This is a genomic window from Telluribacter humicola (genome assembly GCF_017355935.1).
GTDB lineage: Bacteria > Bacteroidota > Bacteroidia > Cytophagales > Spirosomataceae > Telluribacter > Telluribacter humicola.
Window position 1 is genome coordinate 244,847 of the sequence record NZ_JAFIQT010000002.1, and the last position, 18,911, is coordinate 263,757.

Below are 18,911 nucleotides of genomic sequence, written 5' to 3' on the forward strand. Positions count from 1 at the left end.
AATAGCTGTTTTTTTACATACAAGATCAATCTACAATATATTAAATATTTATTTCTAACTAAGTATAGATCAGTTACTTTAGAAGATTTCTTTGATAACGGCTACCAGCTCTTTCTGCATGGCACAGGCCGCTACTATATTGCCACCGAACAGGTAGTCGTCGCCACCTTCGAAATCCGTGACGGTACCTCCGGCTTCCTTGATCAGCAGTATTCCGGCCGCCATATCCCACGAATGCAGATTGTACTCATAGAACCCCTCAAAACGCCCGGCTGCAACGTAGGCCAGATCCACGGCTGCCGCACCTAACCGGCGTACCCCGTGTGTCTTGCGCATCAGCGTGCTCAGGATATCCATGTACTTGCTCTGCTTCTCAAAGTTACGGTAGGGGAATCCGGTAGCGATCAGGCTATCGCTAAGGTGCTGAGCTTTTGATACCTGCAGACGCCTACCATTACACCAGGCTCCACCGCCCTGCCAGCCGTAAAACAGTTCATCCAGGCTGGGCTCGTGTATAATACCGATCAGAGGCTCCTTACCGCGCACCAGTCCTACACTCACACAATAGATCGGCAAGCCGTGTACGAAGTTGGTGGTTCCATCGAGCGGGTCGATGATCCAGTTCAGGGCTTCGGTATCCTTTTCTTCACCGGTGGTACCCTCTTCTGTGATGAAACTTGCTTCGGGCAGTATCTCCCGCAGACCCGCTACCAGCAGTTTTTCGGTTTCTTTATCGACGTACGATACCAGGTTGTTGATATCCTTGTACTCGATGCGGTCTGTATTGAATGTATTCGCTTCCTGCTGGATAAAAGCGGAGGCCTTTTTGACTACCTCAATGGCTTGCTGGGTGAGTGCTTCAAGATTCATGCTGTCTTCTTTTGTGGAATTTTGGATAGTGAATTATTCATGTAGTATACCCGGATGATCAGCGTCACCAGGATGGGTATGACTACGTAGTTATGCTTCAGGAGGTTGCCGGTAGCTATAAGCAGCAACACAGCGTATCCTATCAAAGCAAACTGAAACCAGGCGGGTTTGTTGGTTTTGGAAATGGAGAATATAAACGGAAACCAGAGCGGGAAGGCCCACAGAATATCGTAGTTCCAGGTTGTAACACCGTGGTCGGTCCCAAACCACAGCAGCACGATCAACCAACCCGTCAGGCCAACAACCGTAAACAGGATCTTATCGAACAGGAAGTTGAGCTTATTGTACTTCATCTGCCACATGGTAAACAGCAGCACGAGGCCCGCCAATACCCAGAAGAATATCTGCGGGGTAAGCCAGGCGTCATCATCCTCGACGGGTACGGCCGTATACAGGTCTATGGTGTTGGCTACCAGCGGAAGCGTTTGTCCGTTGATCAGTACCCGGGAGTCGTCGTAGGCGGCACTCAGGTTGTAGGGCAGAAAAGTAGCCTGCATGGGCGTAGCTATCTCGTCCGACGGTGCTCCAATAGCCAGGTCCATCCCGAAGTCGGCCCAGGGTTTTTGAGTATGAGCGTAACGGTCTATCCACTGCCGGAAGCTTAGCGTATCGTGCGTATAGCCGGGGTAGTAGAGGCTGTCGCCGCAGGCCGCGATAATGGCATCCTGTAAGCGGCTGGAGCAGTTGTCGTAGAAGAATTTATACTGGTACTCACGGTTTTCGGGTAGGAAGTTACGCTCCAGAAACTGGTACAGGCGGTCCTTTTGTACCGGGGAAAGGTTCAGTAACTGCTGCTGTACGGAGCGGTTTTCAGCCTGCCAGTAGTACACCTGCGGCATCAGCGGACCTGCCGATAGCTGGTAGGGCAGGGTACCCCGCATAAACTTGATGTAGAAGTTCTCGGTGTTGAAGTTGAAGGTACCGTAGTTATAGGCTTTGTCGATGCCAGTAGCAGGGTCTGAGATCCAAAGTACACTGTGGCCGAAGCTCGAGTACAACTCCTGACCCGGCCCGACCGTCACCAGGCTGACCCGGGCATCTGGACTCAGGGACTGAGCCACAGAGGAATGAATAAAGAAAAATGCAAAATGAAGAATGAAAAGGAGCCTGAGGGGGAGGCTGATAACCATACGTTTATTCTTTTCCGGCAATGACGATAACAATTTCACCTTTGATAGTTTTTTCAGCAAAATAAGTAATTATTTCCTGTAACGTGCCACGCACGTTCTCTTCGTATAATTTGGTCAGCTCCCGCGATACGCAAGCCTGCCGCTCCGCTCCGAGGTACTCCGCAAACTGCTGCAGCGACTTGACCAGTCGGTGGGGCGATTCATAGAATATCATTGTACGCTCCTCTTCGGCCAACTCTTTCAGGCGGGTCTGGCGGCCCTTCTTATGGGGCAAAAATCCTTCAAACGTAAAGCGGTCGCAGGGAAGTCCAGAGTTGACCAGCGCCGGTATAAAAGCCGTCGGGCCGGGCAGGCACTCCACCGGTATCTTGTACTTGATGCACTCCCGCACCAGCAGAAAGCCCGGATCCGAGATGGCCGGCGTACCCGCGTCGGATACCAGGGCCATGGTCTCGCCCTTGAGCATCCGCTCCAGCAGTCGTGTAATGGTCTGGTGCTCGTTATGAATATGGTAGCTCTGCATGGGCTTGTTGATGCCCAGGTGTCGCAGCAGATTGCCCGAGGTACGGGTGTCTTCAGCCAGCACTACATCCACACTTTTGAGCACATTAATGGCCCGTAACGTGATATCCTCTAGGTTACCGATGGGTGTAGGGACAATGTATAGTTTCATGAATGGAATCAGATAATAAGCACCGAAAGTAGTGAATAGGGGCGAGGATGGCAATTATACCGGGAGTATACCTGTCTCCCTTACCGGTGGCACACTATTGGTAGCTATATTTTTATTCACTACTCATGACCAGCTATGCACCCAGTTTCAAAGCAAAAGACGGCTATATCGGATATGGAGTCAATGGCCAAATGGCTGGATTCCCGCTTTACAATTCCCGGCACTAACATCCGGTTCGGATTGGATGCCATGGTAGGGCTTATTCCCGGTGTCGGTGACTTCGCTACCCTGCTTGTATCAGGCTATATGATCTCAATCATGGCAAAAAACGGAGCCAGCGGATATGTAGTGGCCAGGATGACCCTCAATGTATTGATAGATGCCTTGCTGGGTTCTGTTCCTATTATAGGTGATCTATTTGATGTGGCTTTTAAGGCAAATGTTCGCAATGTGAAACTCATGCGCGAGCATTATGTGGAAGGCCGACATAAAGGCGGAGCCTGGAAGATAGTGATTCCCATTCTGTTAGTACTCCTACTGGTGGTTGGGTTTTTAGCCTGGTTGAGCTACCGGTTCTTTGTCTGGTTATTTAATTAATCTATTTAGTTTAAATGCTTTGTTAATGATTCAAAACCATAGCTTCCAAAAGAAAAGAGGTACCTTATAATAAAGGTACCTCCATGATTAGATATTTACCCCAGACATTCCATTACAGATCATCAAAATCATCGTAGATGGTATCAATGGCTTCGGCCAGCTGCTGGTCCTTTTCGGTGATGGTATTACCGGCGTCGTGCGTACTTAGCTCAATATCTACCTTATTATATACATTGGACCACCAGGGGTGGTGATTCATCTGTTCGGCTACCTCGGCTACCCGGGACATAAAAGCGAATGCTTCCCTGAAATCTTCAAACTCAAAGCTCCGTTTGAGTTTATTGTCTTGTTCAACCCACATAACTGCCTGATCCATATCGTTTCTTTGTTGATGAATAGTAATTGATAACTATTCAACGACGAAAGGCTACCGGATGTTTTCTGTCGGCTATTTGCTCATCTCCAGTACCACATGGTTGACGTTCTTTCGCTCCCAGGTATAGGTGATATGTACCTTACCATCCTGCGTCTGGATCACAGCCGGATAGCTGTACTCGCCCTTTTCTTTATCTTCCAGTACGACTATGTCGGTCCAGGTGCGGCCATCGCGGGAGGTAGCTACGTGGAGTTTCTGGCGTCCCTTGTCCCACTCCTTACCCCGGGTAGTCGGGTTATATACCAGTACCTGGGTACCATCACGTAGTGTAACGGCGTCGGTGCCGGAGTTAGGGTTCAGTATATCCGTCTTTTTCAGCTCTCCCCAGGTTTTTCCACCGTCTTCTGACCAGGCTTCTACGATCCGGTCGTGCTTGCTGCGGCAGAGGATCTGCATGCGGTTGTTGGGGTAAGTCAGTAGACTGGGTTGTATTACATCGAGTGTCGTGTTTGGGTCCACCGGTACCAGTTGCCAGGTCTTACCCAGGTCCGAAGAGCGCTCAAGGTGTACCCGCCACGCCTCTTTGGTTTCGGTGCTGGTCGGGCTGAGTATATCTCCGTTAGCGAGCTGGATGGGTTTGTTCTTAATCGGTCCCAGGATCCCGTCGGGCAGGCGTTCAGGCTTCGACCAGGTACTGCCGTTGTCGTCGGAACTCATGACCATGCCCCACCACTCCCTCGGCGACGGGCCTACTTTATAAAACAGGAACAGCTTCCCCTCGCGGGTTTTGAACAGCACCGGATTCCAGCAGGGGTAGCGCAGATTCGCATCCATGATACCTTCCGCCATGAGCTTAGGCTGGCTCCACTTTCCCTGTTTCTGGGTAGCCAGCCAGATACCTACATCCTTATGTCCCTCGTGTGGACCACCAAACCAAGCAGCCACCAGTTCACCGGGCCGTACCTCTTCAATCGTAGACGCGTGACACTCTTTGAAAGGCGGATTGTTGAAGATCATTTCCTGACTTACCTTCTTCCATTGGGCCGGCTGTCCGGAGACCGGATCCCCGGCGGCCGGCTCCCCCCTAGATGACTGTCCATGAGTCTGTCCGTAGCTTTGCATAGCAAAGAGAAAAGTGAGTCCACCGACCAGCAGGGGCAAGAATGATTTCTTCATAAAGTACACGTTAGGTTAGTAGGAGAAGGAAGTTTTAGTCCTAAATCTACTTATTTCTAACGTATACGTGACGAATATTTGATTTGCCGGTTTCGCGCTCATCTACTTCAAAAGCATCAATGCTCTTGATCAGGGGGAGTAATTTAGAATATCCGTAGTTGCGGGAGTCAAAGCTGGGTCGCTTCTTGATCAGCAGATTGCCCAAGTCGCCCAGGAATACCCAACCATCTTCATCGGCCAGGTCATTGATGCTGCCCGCTATCAGATTTCTCAGTTTTTTGTCAGATGAATCACTCTTGGGAGCCTTTTTCTTAGAGGCGGGCTTAGCCTTAGTACCATTCTGATCGGGCTGATCGTTGCTGACTGGTTCCTGATCACGATCGCGCCGCAGAATCTCAATATAAATAAAGCGGTCACAGGCCGACGTAAAAGAAACCGGGGTCTTCTGTTCGCCCATCCCGAATACCTTCATACCGGCCTCACGGAGTCGTATGGCTAAACGGGTAAAATCGCTGTCGCTGGATACGATACAAAAGCCATCTACCCGGCCCGTATACAGTATATCCATCGCGTCAATGATCATGGCCGAGTCCGTGGCGTTCTTGCCGGAGGTATAGCTGTATTGCTGTATAGGTGTAATGGCATTTTCCAGTAACGCCGATTTCCAACCCACCAGGCGCGGGTTGGTCCAGTCGCCATATATACGCTTAAAAGTAGGGGTGCCGTAGCGGGCTATCTCTTCCAGCATCTCCTGCAAAGTAGAGTAGGGAACGTTGTCAGCATCAATCAGAACTGCCAGGCGCAGATCTCTATCAGTAGTTATCATGAAGTGTATCTGAAATGTTTATATCATAGTAAGTACCGCAAAATAACTATGCCTGTTTAGTATTTAAGCTTTTATTTGAACTTACAGAAACTAATCGGACTTTTGTAGTCATAAGATTGGGATAATGATCTCTCGTTCGCTCCCGGATAAAACTCTATTACTGACACATGAAAGTTGAACTCGTACGCGTAGACGACGCGTTTCATTTTGAATCTACCGGTTCGTCCGATGCCATAGTACATATTGATGGTTCGCCCGAGATAGGGGGCCATAACGCCGGAGTACGGCCCATGGAGCTCCTCCTGATGGGACTTGCCAGCTGTAGCGCCATTGACATTGTGTTGATCCTGAAAAAGCAGCGCCAGCAAATCACCGATTTTCGTATAGTAGCCGAAGGCGACCGGGAAAAAGAGCCCGACACCGAGCGCAAGCCGTACCGCACCATGAACCTGCACTTCAAACTGAAAGGCGTTGGCCTGGATGAGGCTAAGGTGGCCCGGGCGGTGAAACTATCGATGGAGAAGTACTGCTCCGCAACGGCTCAGTTTGAGTCCACTACCCAGATTACTCATCAGGTATCCATTGAGGAAGAGGCCTAAGAAGGGCTTTGACCTGCTTTTAATTTAGAACTAAGTAAGCTAAAAGCTAACTACCTAATCCCTATTTGCTAATAACCATGCAACAATATCACGATCTACTTCGCCACGTCCTGGAAAACGGCGACCGCAAATCTGACCGTACCGGCACGGGTACCCTGAGTGTATTCGGGTACCAGATGCGCTTTGATCTGCAGAAAGGATTTCCGCTGGTAACGACCAAGAAAGTGCACATGAAATCGGTGATCCACGAGCTGTTGTGGTTTCTGAAGGGTGATACCAATACTAAGTACCTCAAGGAAAACGGTGTAAGTATATGGGACGAATGGGCCGACGAAGAAGGCAACCTCGGACCTGTATACGGCAAGCAGTGGCGCAGCTGGATGGCCCCCGATGGCGCTACTATTGACCAGATGAAGGATATCCTGGACCAGCTGAAGAAAAATCCGGATTCACGCCGGATCATCGTATCGGCCTGGAACCCGGCCGATCTGCCATTTATGGCCCTGCAGCCCTGCCACGCGCTGTTCCAGTTCTACGTAGCCAATGGCAAACTGTCATGTCAGCTGTACCAGCGCAGCGCGGATGTGTTCCTGGGGGTACCTTTCAACATAGCTAGCTACGCGTTGCTGACCCAGATGATCGCGCACGAGTGCGGCTTACTGCTCGGTGATTTTATCTGGACCGGCGGTGATACTCACATTTACCTCAACCACCTCGAGCAGGTCAATCTGCAGCTGACGCGCGAGCCCCGTCCGCTGCCGACGATGAAGCTGAACCCTAGCGTGAAGAGCATCTTTGATTTTACATACGAAGACTTTACCCTCGAGAACTATGACCCCTGGCCGGGCATCAAAGCTCCCGTAGCGGTGTAGTACTAATCATACAAAATAAGGAAGGGCTGACATGTTGTGTGTCAGCCCTTCCTTATTTTATGCGTGTATAGAATAGTTAGCGTTGCTCTTTGAGTAGTTTCTGGTATTCCCTCTCGACCAGATCCCCTTTGCTGTAATAGGCATTGTAGCCTTCAAAAACCAGTCCGATCCCCCAGAAGAAGAGTGGGAAGCCGGGCCAGAAAAAGCTGTCCCCGCCGCTGCTGAAGTACCAGATGGCAATCAGGAAAGGGTTGACGATGCAGTAGGCGATCACATTGTTTTTAAATTTGGCGCGCAGCCGGGCGAGCCTCCAGAGTCTTTCGTTGCGGTTTTCCATGACTATACAAGGTATTATTTTGCTAAAAGGGTAGTGGTACCAGGTCGCTTAGTGGCTTCCGCGTAGTAGTTTTTCGTATTCGCGTTCGGTCATGCTTTTTTGGTCGATAGTCCGGTAGGCCGAGAAATAGTGGGTCGCCAGACCAATACCCCAGCCCAGCATAGGCCAGATCGGCCAGGGGTGCAACCCTTTGCCCCAGGACTGCAGGTACATGATCAGGTACAGGAGCCAGAGGCCACTGATAATGACCAGGTAGGTACGCAGGTGGATCTTGAAGGCGGCCCGGTTCTGGGCTAGTTTCCAGAGGTGTTCGTTGCGTTGAGGTTCCATGGTTGTAGGGGTATAGGGTTAGTAGTATATAGGTCGTTGTAATTATCTGATTCAAAGATACTACCTGATACTACCCAATAGCTATCTGAATCCGACGAACTTCCCGTTTTTCAGGACAAACCTCATAAAATTTGAGAATAAATTATTTCCTGTCCCGACGGCCCGGATATAGCGCCTTAGCGTTGCCCTTTGCGGCCCGTGCCCCGCATGGCACGGCCGGGTGTAGCGCCCGTATGTTCTCCCGATTTTAGTACCTGTGTGCCATTCACCCATACGTGGTGTACGCCTTCAGATAGCTGATGAGGATGATCAAAGGTAGACAGGTCCCGAACCCTGGCCGGATCAAATATCACCACATCGGCGTAGTAGCCGGCTTTGAGCTGGCCCCGGTCCCGGAGGTGCAGGTTGGTGGCGGGGAGCGAGGTCAGGCGGCGGATGGCCTCCGGCAGGGTGATGACTTTCTCTTCCCGTACGTACTTGCCCAGCAGCCGAGCCACGTTACCATAGGCTCGTGGGTGGGGGTTAGAGTTCAAGGATAGCCCCTCGGGAGCCTGGGAACCCGAGTCGGAGCCGAAGCTCATGTAGGGCTGCCGGATCTGTTTCTTCACATTCTCTTCCGACATCAGGAAGTAGGCGGTTCCGATACGTGAGTCGTCCTGTACTACCAGGTCCATAGCCGTTTCGTACCAGGACTTACCCCGCAGGGCGGCTACCTCGACCAGCGTTTTGCCGGTGTACTTGCGCAGTGAGTCCTGTCTGAAGCTAGTCAGGATCATGCCCTCCGGCCCCGCGCCCAGCGCCAGATTTTCCCAGTCCGCGGGGCGGGTCATTTCCTCGGCTACCCGGGCCCGGATGGCCGGGTCCTGCAGGCGTCGGCGCCACTCCTGCAGGCCGCCTTCCTGTACCCAGGGTGGCATGGCGGCATCCAGTCCGGTGGCGGCGGCTATGTAGTTGTACATATTGGCCGTTACTTTCAGACCGACCCGGTTGGCGCTGTCTATCCGGGCCAGTACTGGGTCCAGTTTGTGCCAGTTGTGCTTTCCGGCGGCTTTGAGGTGGTATATCTCTACGGGGATGTTGGCTTCCTTCGCTATCCGCAGCATTTCGTCTACGGCCGCTTCGATACGGTCGCCCTCGCTGCGCATGTGGGCCGTAAACAGGCTGTTGTACCGGGCAGCTACTTTGGCCAGTTCTACGAGTTCGTCCGTCTTGGCAAAGGTCGCCGGTACATAGATCAGCATGGTCGTAAGGCCCACGGCCCCTTCGTCCATCGCCTGCTGTACCAGGGCTTTCATGCGTTCCAGTTCGTCGGGAGTAGGGGCGCGGTTGATCATACCAATGACATTCTCCCTGACTTCGGAGGCACTCACGAAAGAAGCAAAGTTGGTCGAGACGCCCCGCTTTTCCAGATGTTCCAGAAACTCACCCAGGGTAGTCCAGGGAATATCGTACTTAAACTCCCCCTGCTGGCTGATCATATCCTGCTTCATCTGGTCTGAGAGTGGGCCCATCGACGACTCACCGAATACTTCCAGCGTGACACCCTGCTTGATGCCTGATAGTGAGCGTCCATCCCGCAGCAGGGAGGTATAGGCGTGGCTGAGCATGTTGATGAAGCCCGGCGCTACGGCCAGCCCTCCTGCATCTACTATCTCGCGGGCTCTGGCTTTTTTTAGTTTTCCGATAGCCGCGATGCGGTCACCTTGTATAGCTACATCGGCTACGTAAGGGGTGCCACCCAGCCCATCGTACACGGTGCCGTTGCGGATTAGGAGGTCGTAGGTTTGGGCCTGACCCGGGGAGGACAGCAGCGTGAGCAAACAAAGACAGAGACAAATAGTATATAGGTAGAGGTTCTTCATCTTCAACTGGATTTGTTTCAGGGAATAGGCCGCAGCACGGAAAGCGGGCAAAATATGAAAAATAATCATCAGACATTTGTAAATAGCAGTATTGCACTAGCAATGCGGATTTTAATTATAGATTCACCCATGAAAAAACATCTCAACATTACCGTTCAGGGACGGGTCCAGGGGGTATGGTTCAGAGCCAGTGCCGAGGAAAAAGCACTTGAGCTGGGCCTGAAAGGCTTCGTCCTGAACCAGCCCAACGGAGACGTTTATATGGAAGCCGAAGGGACCGAAGAGGCACTGGAACAACTACTATACTGGTGCCATAAGGGCCCCATGCTGGCCCGGGTAGATCATGTGGAAGTAGAGGACGGAGAGGTGCAGGGGTTTACGGAGTTTGAGCTTAGGCGGTAGAAGTAGAAGGAAAATAAGGAATAAAAAGCTGTACTTCTAACGCAGAATGTAGAGCCATTGGATTATAAATATCAAATTCAGGTAAGAATATGATAACTCCCAAACAACAAAAGGTAATCAGGGAAATAACAGGAAAGTATGATCCTATATTAGTTGGTGTATTTGGGTCCTATGCACGGGATGAGCAAACAAAGGAAAGTGATCTGGATATTCTGATTGATTTCAATACTAAGGTTAATCTTCTTGACCTGATCGGTTTGGAACAGGAACTGTCTGAGGTACTGGGGGTTAAAGTGGATTTGATAACCATTCGTTCTGTAAATGAACGTCTTATGCCATATATACAAAGGGACTTAATCAGGATTGTCTAATGATGAAAAACCCTGTTATCTACTTAGAACATATTGCTGACTGCATTGCAAAGATTCGAGAATACACCAAAGGACTGGATGAAGAGGGATTCTTACAGCATAACCTGATTCAGGACGCTGTAATAAGAAATTTTGAAATTATCGGAGAAGCAACGAAACAACTTGACATTGAATTCCGATCAAGATATCCGGATATTGAATGGAAAAAGATCGCGGGAATGAGATAAGCTAACTCATGACTACATCGGAGTGGATTTGTGGGCGGTATGGGGAGTCGTTGAAGGTATACTATCTGAGTTGGCGATGCAGATTGAAGTAATAATTCAAAAGTAAAAGGGTGCACCTAGGTAGCTTCATGTATTGTTTTCAGATGCACCCGCAGCTAAGCAAGTACAATCCCATAATCCTTATACGTCTACGTCCAAACTAATTATTGAGTCAGGTAGCAATGCTAGCCCTATCTACACCATTGACTAGTACCTGATAATGATTGGTAAGACCATATATGTAGTAGGGGCAGGATTTTCAAAAGAAGCTTTGGTGAGAGTAGCTGGCGCAGGTATATTTTCAGCGGTAGTTTCTAGGAATAGATTGATAATAAAGTTAACTTGTTGATCAATAGATATATGTCGTAGGCAAGGTTGCTTACTTGCCTGGCGCATTGACCTCATATCTGTGAGGGATTGGTTGCTACTGGATTGCTACATTCTGCTGCCTTCTTCAAAAATCACCAACATATTTCATTCACGTCTCTCACATAAAACCGGTGCTGCTATGAAAATTCCTATACTACTCATTAGTATATGTGTTCTTACTACCTGCACACAGCCCCAAAGTTCTAAAAGCGCAGAAACAGCAAGCCTGGAACTGGATGTAGCAGGCTCGGAGAGAGCCATGACTCACTTTAAGAAAGGGCTCTTGTTACTGCATAATTTTGAATATGTAGATGCCGCGGAGGCCTTTGTTGAGGCTCAGCAGATTGACCCCAATTTTGTTATGGCCTATTGGGGAGAAGCCATGACCTACAACCACCCGGTTTGGGGAGATGTGGATACTGAAAAGGCGCGTGCTGCCCTGCAGAAGCTCGGAAGTACTCCGGCTGAACGGGTCAGCAAAGCCAAAACTTCCATGGAAAAAGATTTCCTGGCTGCTGTTGATATTCTTTATGGAGAAGGCTCCAAGCCTGATCGTGACAAAGCCCATGCTGCCCATATGGAAATGGTGTACAAGCGGTACCCTACCAATATAGAGACTGCCGCTTTTTATGCCTTGTCCTTGCTTGGGCTGAAAGAGGACTGGAGTAAGTGGGAGAGTGTGAATGAAAAAGCGGCTACTATATCTAAAGCCATCCTGAGTAGAGCCCCCGATCATCCGGGAGCACTCCATTACTTTATACATTCCGAAGATCATCCGGACCACGCCAGAAATGCACTGGCTGCTGCCAATAAATACGATAAAGTAGCAAGCTATGCCGGGCATGCGCTGCATATGCCCTCTCATATTTACCTGGCTCTGGGGATGTGGGATGATGTAGTTCGTGCCAACGAAGTATCATGGCAGGCGAGTGTAGATCGGAAGGCAAAGCGAAAACTTACCAATAACGCGTTGAGCTACCATGCGCATCTGTGGCTGGAGTATGGCTATCTTCAGCAGGGACGGCATGATCGTGCCCGGCAGTTGCTGGAGAATCAGGTTACGTATGCTAAGGAGCTGCCCTCGGCCCTGGCCCGCTATCATCTGCTACAGATGAAGGGCCATTATCTTTTTGAAACCGGGGACTGGGAGGGCGATCTGGCTGTTTTGGGTATAGATACAAAAGATCTGACGCTTAGTACCCGTACTGCCGGGTACCTCATCGAAGGTACCAAAGCTTTTAAACAAAGAGATAAATCTGCACTGGCCCGTGTAGTACAGGAGTTGGAGTCGGATCTGGGTAAGGCGTCTTTACTCAGGAATAATACTACCGGTATTCCAGTTTGTGGAGTGAGCCGCTACGCTGAAAACATTCCCTCTGAACTGGATATCCGGGAGGCCGATGCCATCAGGATGGAATTACTCGGCCTGCAGGCCTGGATGAATAATGATCTGAAAGAAGCCGATAGCTGGTTTCAGAAGGCTACCGCTCAGGAGGAAGGGTACCTGTACGGGCCACCGGGCTTATTCAAACCCTTGCATGAGGTATATGGTGAGTTTTTGTTAGCTGCAGACCGTCCGCAGGAAGCTATTAGTCAATTTGAACAGGCTCTCCGGATGGCTCCAAACCGTATTCAGTCTTTGCAGGGGAAGCTAGTAAGTGCCAGAAAGATGAATGACCTCCAGAAGGCAACAGAAGTCGAAAAACAACTGGAAGGGCTCCTGAAGCATGCCGACGAGAAGGTAAAGAAAGGGTGAAGATGGGATTCTTTGCTGTCACTTTGTAAACTATGTCTACTAATTCAATTTTACCTTACTGCCAACTTTTTCTATGCCTAACACTATCAATCAACGCATGACTGTACAAATCGAAGGAAGCTTTGTTGTCTTCATGATTGGCATGCGCATCAATCGTTTCTGGAAATTTCACAAATGGGTACCAGTCGCTATGGCCATGCCCAAAATGCTCAAAGAACTTTCTCAAAAGCCGGAGAGCGGCTTCCTGGGTTTTCAGATGTACGGAGGAGTACCGCCCGTCATAACACAGTACTGGAGGTCATTCGAGCATCTGGAGGCTTATGCGAAGGATCGTACAGGACAGCATTATCCGGCCTGGAAGGCTTTCAACCAGAATATCAGAAGTAACGGAGACGTAGGGATCTGGCACGAAACCTACAAGGTGGAGGCGGGAGCGTATGAATGTATTTATAATAATATGCCAGTATATGGGCTTGGCAAAGTAGGTGAGCTGGTGCCGGTATCAGGAAGAAATGAGACCGCCGCTGGTAGGGTACTGAAGGCAGAATAAGTACTTGTCCAGGCCTTCACTACCGGGTAACGGCTATTTTCTTAAACGTACCTCCATAACCCTTATACGTCGAAACTAGTTTGTTGAGGCAGGAAGGTAGTACAACTACCTCCGTCCACACGACTGACTAGTGATTGATGGTGACTGATAAGACCGTATATATAGTAGGGGCAGGGTTTTCGAAGGAAGCTTCCGCGCCCGCGCAGGAAGACCTGGTAAAGAAAATATTTGAGATAGATCGTGACCATCCGCAGGAGTTTGAGGATAATAGTGTACAGAAGTTCAGGGCGTTTCTGACCAATGTACTGCTGGTGCCCCGTAAACTGCACGACAGTATTCCGCTGGAGGATATCTTCACCCCATTGGACCGCTGTATAGCCGATAATGTGTCGTTCAGGAATCTGAGTGTCAAAGATACCCTGAATACCCGTGACCTGATTTACTACCTGATCGGCAAAACCCTCGAATGTACCCTGCGCAGTTCCGCCAAAGACTACATCGACCAGTTTGCGAAGTACATCACCGATAAGTCATCCGCCCGGAAAGGCCACCGCTATGCCAACCTGGACCCCGTCAGTGTGATCAGTACCAACTGGGACACGCTGCTGGACGACTCCATCAAATCCCAGATCAGTACCCATTACCCCAACAATGCCGTGGTAGACTACTGCTGCCATTTCAGCTCGTTTGAGCCCAATGACCAGTCGGTGATGCCGGGACTGGAAATGCTGGGACTGGGCGGGTTCAGCGTTAAGCTTCTCAAACTGCACGGCTCGCTCAACTGGCTGCAGTGCCCCAAGTGCCTCCGGCTTTACGTCGACTTCCATAACCGCATCGCCATCGAGCAGTACATGACTCCCGTCAACTGCAGGTACTGCGACGCCCAGTTTGGCAAGCAGGGTTCGCACAAGCTGATATCCAACCTTATCATGCCGACCTTCCTGAAAAACTTCTCCAACCCGCAGTACAAGTTGATCTGGCAGGCTGCAGGTATTGAACTGTCAGAGGCCACCCGTATTGTATTCATTGGTTATTCGCTACCGCAGGCCGACTTTGAGATGCGCCAGCTACTGGCCCGAATGGTCCGGAAAGATGCCCGCATCGTGGTAGTAGACTATGGTGATCCCAACGATCAACTTATCACCGAAAAGAGGAAGCGGTATGAGGTGTTCTTTGGAAAGCGTAAACCGGAGTTTTTTCTGGAAGGAGCCCGGCAGTATATCCTAAATCTTCTGGAGGAGTAGGATCAGTCTCCTACTATTTTTTACTTTGTTCCCCCAACAGATCTATTCCACTACTAGTATCGGAGGATATATACAGCCAGCATGATATTCAGAAAAGCAGCCAGAGAAGATGTACCGGTGATCGTCCGGCTCCTGGCCAATGATAAGCTAGGGCAACTGAGAGAAGACTACCGGGACCCTCTGCCCGACGAGTACTACGAAGCCTTCGAGCGGATCAGCCGGGATCAGAATCAGGAACTGGTGGTAGTAGAAAATGAGCTGGGGGAGATTATAGCTACCTTACAGCTGAGCTTTATACCCTACCTGACGTACCGGGGAGGCATACGGGCTCAGATTGAAGCCGTCCGGGTGCGGGAAGAGGTCAGGGGAGCAGGCATCGGGCAGCAGGTATTTGAGTGGGCCATCCAGAGAGCCCGGGAGCGAAACGCGCATGTGCTTCAGCTGACTACCGACAAAAAGCGGCCGGAAGCCATTCGATTCTACGAAAAGCTGGGCTTTGAGGCAACGCACGAAGGAATGAAGCTACATTTGGACTTACTTTCCTAAATTCGCCAAAAAAGCTACGGCTGTTGCTGTCCGCTAGAAAACCTCACCCATGAACATCCAATATATCCTTGAGATCGTCGGTACGTTTGCATTTGCCATATCGGGGGCACTGGCGGTACGGGATAAGGAACATCAGGACTGGTTTGCGGCTACTTTCACGGCGTTTGTAAGCTCCATTGGCGGAGGTACCGTGCGGGACGTACTGCTGGGCAGCTACCCGCTGGTCTGGATCAGCGATATCACCATTGTGTATGCCATCCTGCTGGGGGTACTGGCTACTTTCATCTTCTACAAGCAGTTGCTCCGGCTGCGCCGTACCCTGTTCCTGTTCGACACCTTCGGCATCGCCCTCTTCACCATCGTAGGTACCGAGAAGGCCCTGAACATGGACGTACAACCCGAGATTGCTGCAATCATGGGGGTGTTTTCGGCCGTCATGGGAGGTGTGATCCGCGACACCATGAGCAACGACATTCCTATTATTTATCAGAAGGAGGTATACGCCACGGCCTGTCTGGCAGGGGCTGTTTGCTACCTGCTGCTCGACTACCTGGGTGCTGAGCGTAACACCGCTTTCATACTGGCTTCGGCCGTTATTATCCTGATCCGTATCCTGGCGGTGCGGTACCACTGGCGGGTTCCCCGCTTTTTCCGCTAGTTCTTCTTGGCTTCTCTTCGTGTAGCAGATCCGGTGCGGTAGTATAATTCGCACCTGCGATCAGTTACAATCTGATAGTGTACCCGTGAAAGTACATAATAAAAATTTAATGTTTATAACTGCCTGTAAATCAGGTGTTATATTTTTATTTGTCACTCTGTTTTACATTTTTCAAAACAACCGGTTGGTACTCAGGTTCTTGCCATGTAACCAGTTTTTTCACACCAAAATAATTTCAGTATGTTTTACCATGATAAGAAGTTGCAGTACAAGGTACGTGTAGACAAGCCCAATCCGGCATTTGCGAAACTGCTTCAGCAGGCTATCGGTGGAATCGAGGGGGAGATCCGTGTATGTCTCCAGTACATGTTTCAGGCTTGGGGCTCACGGGGACCGGCAAAGTACCGGGACATGCTGCTGGAAACAGGTACCGAGGAAATGGCTCATATTGAAATGCTGGCCACTGCAGTAGCTCTGAATCTGGAAGGTGCCAATCACGATCTGAAAGATAAAATAGCGGGCGAAAATCCTATCGTAGGTAGTATCATGGGGGGTATGGATCCACGCCATGTACTTTCGTCTGGTATGGCGGCCATGGCTGTCGACAGCAACGGAGTACCTTTTAATGGCTCATGGGTAGTTGGAACTGGTAATCTGGCGGCCGATATGCACGCCAACGTTATGGCGGAGTCGAGTGGTAGGGTACTGGCAACCCGCCTCTGGGAGTCGACCGAAGACAAGGGTATGAAAGATATGCTGGCTTTTCTGATTGCCCGCGATACCATGCACCAGAACCAGTGGATGGCGGTACTGGAAGAACTGGGCGGACCGGAAAACAACCACCCCATACCGAACAGCTTCCCGCAGGCTGAGGAGCACTCACAATTTAGCTACGCGTTTATATCTACTAATATTAATCGTCCCGAGCCACCGCTGGGACGCTGGACCCGTGGCCGGTCCATCGATGGTAAAGGCGAATTCTCATTTGTACACGCCATGCCGCACGGGGAGGAGCCCAATCTTGGCGCTCCCGATCCGAAGGGCTATGCCCAGAAGGAGCAAATGATGGATGGAGCCGGGGATGGCATGCTCAACAAGATCAAAGAGAAGCTTAGCTAGTATAGGTACAATTGAACGATTGCTAACGGGGAGGTTGCCAATCGGTAGTCTCCCCGTTGTTTTTCCGGGCTAGTAGACTATACCTTATTCCTTGTCCAGCGTCCGGGCTATTTTATCCAGATTGAGGCTACGGGCCGAAGCATTAAAGATTTCGCGGTAGGTACCGTTCATTTCGTAGAGTTCATCGTGCGTGCCATGTTCCACCACGCGCCCCTTTTTCATGACGTAGATACAGTCCGAATCTATGATCTGCGACAGACTGTGGGAGATGATAATTACGGTTCGGCCCTGCTTGATAGCATCCAGGCTGTTTTTTATCTGTTCGGTAGCAATGGCATCCAGGCTGGCGGTAGGTTCGTCCAGAAAAATCACGGAAGGGTTCTTCAGGAACAATCGGGCAATGGCGATCCGTTGCTGCTGCCCACCCGACAGCATCTGGGCATCCGCCTCGTACTGGTCGGGTAGTTCCATGATCTGCTCGTGCAGGTAGGCCTGGCGGGCGGCTTCAACCACTTCGTCGTAGGTAGCATCCATTTTGCCGTAGCGGATATTCTCAGCTATAGATCCTTTAAAAATATGATTCTTCTGTAGTACCATCCCCAGATCATCCCGTAGTTCGGGCAGGTCGTAGCGGTCAAGCGGCATGTCATCCAGCAGGATCTGACCAGAGTCGGGCGGGTAAAACCTCACCAGCAGGTTGATGAGGGTACTTTTGCCGGCACCCGACAGCCCCACCAGTGCTACGGTTTGTCCCGCCCGAATATTGATAGAGATATTGTGAAGTGCTTTGGTACCATTGGGATATGTAAATGACACATCGCGCATTTCTATATCTCCCCTGATCCGGCTGGGTACGTAGCTGCCTCCGGTCTCGACGGCCCCGGCGTCGTCCAGAATATCGAAGAACCCTTCCGAATAGGTGAGGGCGTCGTTCATCTCGTCGTAGATGCGGTGCAACTGCCTGATAGGCGCTGATACGTTATTGAAAAGCAGAATATGAAACATAATGGCCCCGATCGACATCTGCTGGTCAAGTACCAGGTAGGCCGTCAGGATGATGATCAGTACAACGCCTATCTGTTCAATAAAGCTCTTGATACCGTCGAAGAGGAAGTTGGTACGGCGGGTTCTGAGTTGTGACTCCATCAGATCCAGCTGGAGCTGGTACTGCCTCTTTCCCTCATACTTCTCCCTGACAAATGATTTGATCACCAGTACGGACTCAATAAGGTTGATGAGACCGCTGCTCTTATTTTCGCGCTGAGTTTTTAACTTCCGACGTACCCCCTGTAGCCTTTCCGCCTGTTTGTAGCTAACCCAGAAATAGACGGGCAGTATCGACAGGGCTATACTACCTACATAGACATTGGCCGAAAACATGATGACAAGGGCTACGATTGCATTGGCCGAAAGGGGGAGTATATCAATAAAGAAGTTCTGAATGAGCTTGGTCAGGCTTTCTACACCCCGGTCTATGCGGGTCTGAAGTTTGCCTTTCTGATTGGTGTTTTCGCTGTAAAAGCTCAGTCCGTAGGTAAGAATTCGGTCAACGGCCGTCTGTGACAGTTCGCTGGATACCTGAATACGAATTTTTTCGCCGTAGTAGCGTTGCCCGAATACGATGAAGGTATTAATAACTTCCTTAGCAAACAGGATCAGCGAAATCTGACTCAGTAATAGGGTACTTTGTGCTACTCCCCAGCCTCTGTCCAGCATACTCTGGATGGTATCTACGGTATAGCGCAGTACAATGGGGTTGACCTGGGCCGTAAGTGCGCCCAGCAGTGTAAGCAACAATGCAAATAGGATAAGGCTGCGGTAAGGTCGGACAAAAGGCTGCAGTCGCTTAAAAATATCCCAGATACTCACGTCTCCTTTTTATTACGTAGAACTACCAGTACCTGAAATGGTTCAGTCTTCCT

22 protein-coding genes are annotated in these 18,911 nt (G+C 50.3%); 12 read left to right on the forward strand and 10 right to left on the reverse strand.

All coding sequences use genetic code 11. The features are described from left to right. Positions 1-78 precede the first annotated feature (78 nt). The 3 genes from JUB14_RS11950 to rsmI form a co-directional block, all read right to left on the reverse strand. Entirely contained in the window at positions 79-870 is a 792-nt protein-coding gene (locus tag JUB14_RS11950) for an inositol monophosphatase family protein (protein ID WP_207506307.1), read from the reverse strand. Beyond that, on the reverse strand, positions 867-1,991 hold the full coding sequence (locus JUB14_RS11955; protein ID WP_310586133.1) for a lipoprotein N-acyltransferase Lnb domain-containing protein: 1,125 nt from the start codon (positions 1,989-1,991) through the stop codon (positions 867-869). The genes JUB14_RS11950 and JUB14_RS11955 overlap by 4 nt, the downstream gene beginning before the upstream one ends. Positions 1,992-2,064: 73 nt before the next feature. Then, positions 2,065-2,733, reverse strand: coding sequence for a 16S rRNA (cytidine(1402)-2'-O)-methyltransferase (gene rsmI, locus JUB14_RS11960; RefSeq protein ID WP_207506311.1), 669 nt, complete (start codon positions 2,731-2,733; stop codon positions 2,065-2,067). A gap of 135 nt (positions 2,734-2,868) precedes the next feature. Between rsmI and JUB14_RS11965 the strand changes: the two genes are divergently transcribed. Continuing rightward, positions 2,869-3,330 carry a DUF4112 domain-containing protein gene (locus tag JUB14_RS11965; protein WP_207506312.1) on the forward strand — a complete coding sequence of 154 codons (462 nt, stop codon included), beginning with the start codon at positions 2,869-2,871 and terminating at the stop codon, positions 3,328-3,330. 112 nt (positions 3,331-3,442) lie between these two features. Here the strand turns inward: JUB14_RS11965 and JUB14_RS11970 are convergent, their stop codons facing one another. The 3 genes from JUB14_RS11970 to JUB14_RS11980 form a co-directional block, all read right to left on the reverse strand. Next, positions 3,443-3,706, reverse strand: coding sequence for a 4a-hydroxytetrahydrobiopterin dehydratase (locus JUB14_RS11970; RefSeq protein ID WP_207506313.1), 264 nt, complete (start codon positions 3,704-3,706; stop codon positions 3,443-3,445). Between the two features lie 72 nt (positions 3,707-3,778). Next, complete coding sequence (locus JUB14_RS11975) at positions 3,779-4,882, reverse strand: sialidase family protein (RefSeq protein ID WP_207506314.1); 1,104 nt, start codon at positions 4,880-4,882, stop codon at positions 3,779-3,781. Between the two features lie 46 nt (positions 4,883-4,928). After that, positions 4,929-5,708 (reverse strand): NYN domain-containing protein, encoded by a 780-nt coding sequence (locus JUB14_RS11980; protein WP_207506315.1) that lies wholly within the window; start codon positions 5,706-5,708, stop codon positions 4,929-4,931. A 167-nt stretch (positions 5,709-5,875) separates the two neighbouring features. Between JUB14_RS11980 and JUB14_RS11985 the strand changes: the two genes are divergently transcribed. Together JUB14_RS11985 and JUB14_RS11990 are read left to right on the forward strand one after the other, a co-directional pair. Beyond that, positions 5,876-6,307 (forward strand): OsmC family protein, encoded by a 432-nt coding sequence (locus JUB14_RS11985; RefSeq protein WP_207506317.1) that lies wholly within the window; start codon positions 5,876-5,878, stop codon positions 6,305-6,307. 77 nt (positions 6,308-6,384) lie between these two features. Further along, a complete protein-coding gene (locus tag JUB14_RS11990) occupies positions 6,385-7,179 on the forward strand; it encodes a thymidylate synthase (protein WP_207506319.1) in 795 nt (264 codons plus the stop codon). A 76-nt stretch (positions 7,180-7,255) separates the two neighbouring features. Here the strand turns inward: JUB14_RS11990 and JUB14_RS11995 are convergent, their stop codons facing one another. The 3 genes from JUB14_RS11995 to JUB14_RS12005 all read right to left on the reverse strand — a co-directional run bounded on the left by JUB14_RS11995 (position 7,256) and on the right by JUB14_RS12005 (position 9,708). After that, positions 7,256-7,516, reverse strand: a complete 261-nt coding sequence (locus JUB14_RS11995; RefSeq protein ID WP_207506320.1) for a 2TM domain-containing protein — start codon at positions 7,514-7,516, stop codon at positions 7,256-7,258. A gap of 48 nt (positions 7,517-7,564) precedes the next feature. Further along, positions 7,565-7,846, reverse strand: a complete 282-nt coding sequence (locus JUB14_RS12000; protein ID WP_207506321.1) for a 2TM domain-containing protein — start codon at positions 7,844-7,846, stop codon at positions 7,565-7,567. Between the two features lie 176 nt (positions 7,847-8,022). After that, complete coding sequence (locus JUB14_RS12005) at positions 8,023-9,708, reverse strand: N-acyl-D-amino-acid deacylase family protein (RefSeq protein WP_207506322.1); 1,686 nt, start codon at positions 9,706-9,708, stop codon at positions 8,023-8,025. 129 nt (positions 9,709-9,837) lie between these two features. Between JUB14_RS12005 and JUB14_RS12010 the strand changes: the two genes are divergently transcribed. The 9 genes from JUB14_RS12010 (at position 9,838) to JUB14_RS12050 (ending at position 16,989) form a co-directional block, all read left to right on the forward strand. After that, positions 9,838-10,110, forward strand: coding sequence for an acylphosphatase (locus JUB14_RS12010; protein ID WP_229367774.1), 273 nt, complete (start codon positions 9,838-9,840; stop codon positions 10,108-10,110). 89 nt (positions 10,111-10,199) lie between these two features. Further along, positions 10,200-10,481 carry a nucleotidyltransferase family protein gene (locus JUB14_RS12015; protein ID WP_207506324.1) on the forward strand — a complete coding sequence of 94 codons (282 nt, stop codon included), beginning with the start codon at positions 10,200-10,202 and terminating at the stop codon, positions 10,479-10,481. Next, positions 10,481-10,708, forward strand: coding sequence for a HepT-like ribonuclease domain-containing protein (locus tag JUB14_RS12020; protein WP_207506325.1), 228 nt, complete (start codon positions 10,481-10,483; stop codon positions 10,706-10,708). The genes JUB14_RS12015 and JUB14_RS12020 overlap by 1 nt, the downstream gene beginning before the upstream one ends. A 547-nt stretch (positions 10,709-11,255) precedes the next feature. Continuing rightward, entirely contained in the window at positions 11,256-12,872 is a 1,617-nt protein-coding gene (locus JUB14_RS12025; RefSeq protein WP_207506327.1) for a tetratricopeptide repeat protein, read from the forward strand. A 73-nt stretch (positions 12,873-12,945) separates the two neighbouring features. Continuing rightward, entirely contained in the window at positions 12,946-13,422 is a 477-nt protein-coding gene (locus JUB14_RS12030) for a DUF4188 domain-containing protein (RefSeq protein ID WP_207506328.1), read from the forward strand. Between the two features lie 137 nt (positions 13,423-13,559). Beyond that, on the forward strand, positions 13,560-14,666 hold the full coding sequence (locus JUB14_RS12035; protein ID WP_207506330.1) for a hypothetical protein: 1,107 nt from the start codon (positions 13,560-13,562) through the stop codon (positions 14,664-14,666). Positions 14,667-14,747: 81 nt separating this feature from the next. After that, complete coding sequence (locus JUB14_RS12040) at positions 14,748-15,212, forward strand: GNAT family N-acetyltransferase (RefSeq protein WP_207506332.1); 465 nt, start codon at positions 14,748-14,750, stop codon at positions 15,210-15,212. Between the two features lie 49 nt (positions 15,213-15,261). Further along, entirely contained in the window at positions 15,262-15,870 is a 609-nt protein-coding gene (locus tag JUB14_RS12045) for a trimeric intracellular cation channel family protein (protein ID WP_207506334.1), read from the forward strand. 240 nt (positions 15,871-16,110) lie between these two features. Continuing rightward, a complete protein-coding gene (locus JUB14_RS12050; RefSeq protein WP_207506335.1) occupies positions 16,111-16,989 on the forward strand; it encodes a manganese catalase family protein in 879 nt (292 codons plus the stop codon). Between the two features lie 84 nt (positions 16,990-17,073). Here JUB14_RS12050 and JUB14_RS12055 read toward each other — a convergent pair whose 3' ends face one another. Continuing rightward, on the reverse strand, positions 17,074-18,858 hold the full coding sequence (locus JUB14_RS12055; RefSeq protein ID WP_207506337.1) for an ABC transporter ATP-binding protein: 1,785 nt from the start codon (positions 18,856-18,858) through the stop codon (positions 17,074-17,076). Positions 18,859-18,911 lie beyond the last annotated feature (53 nt).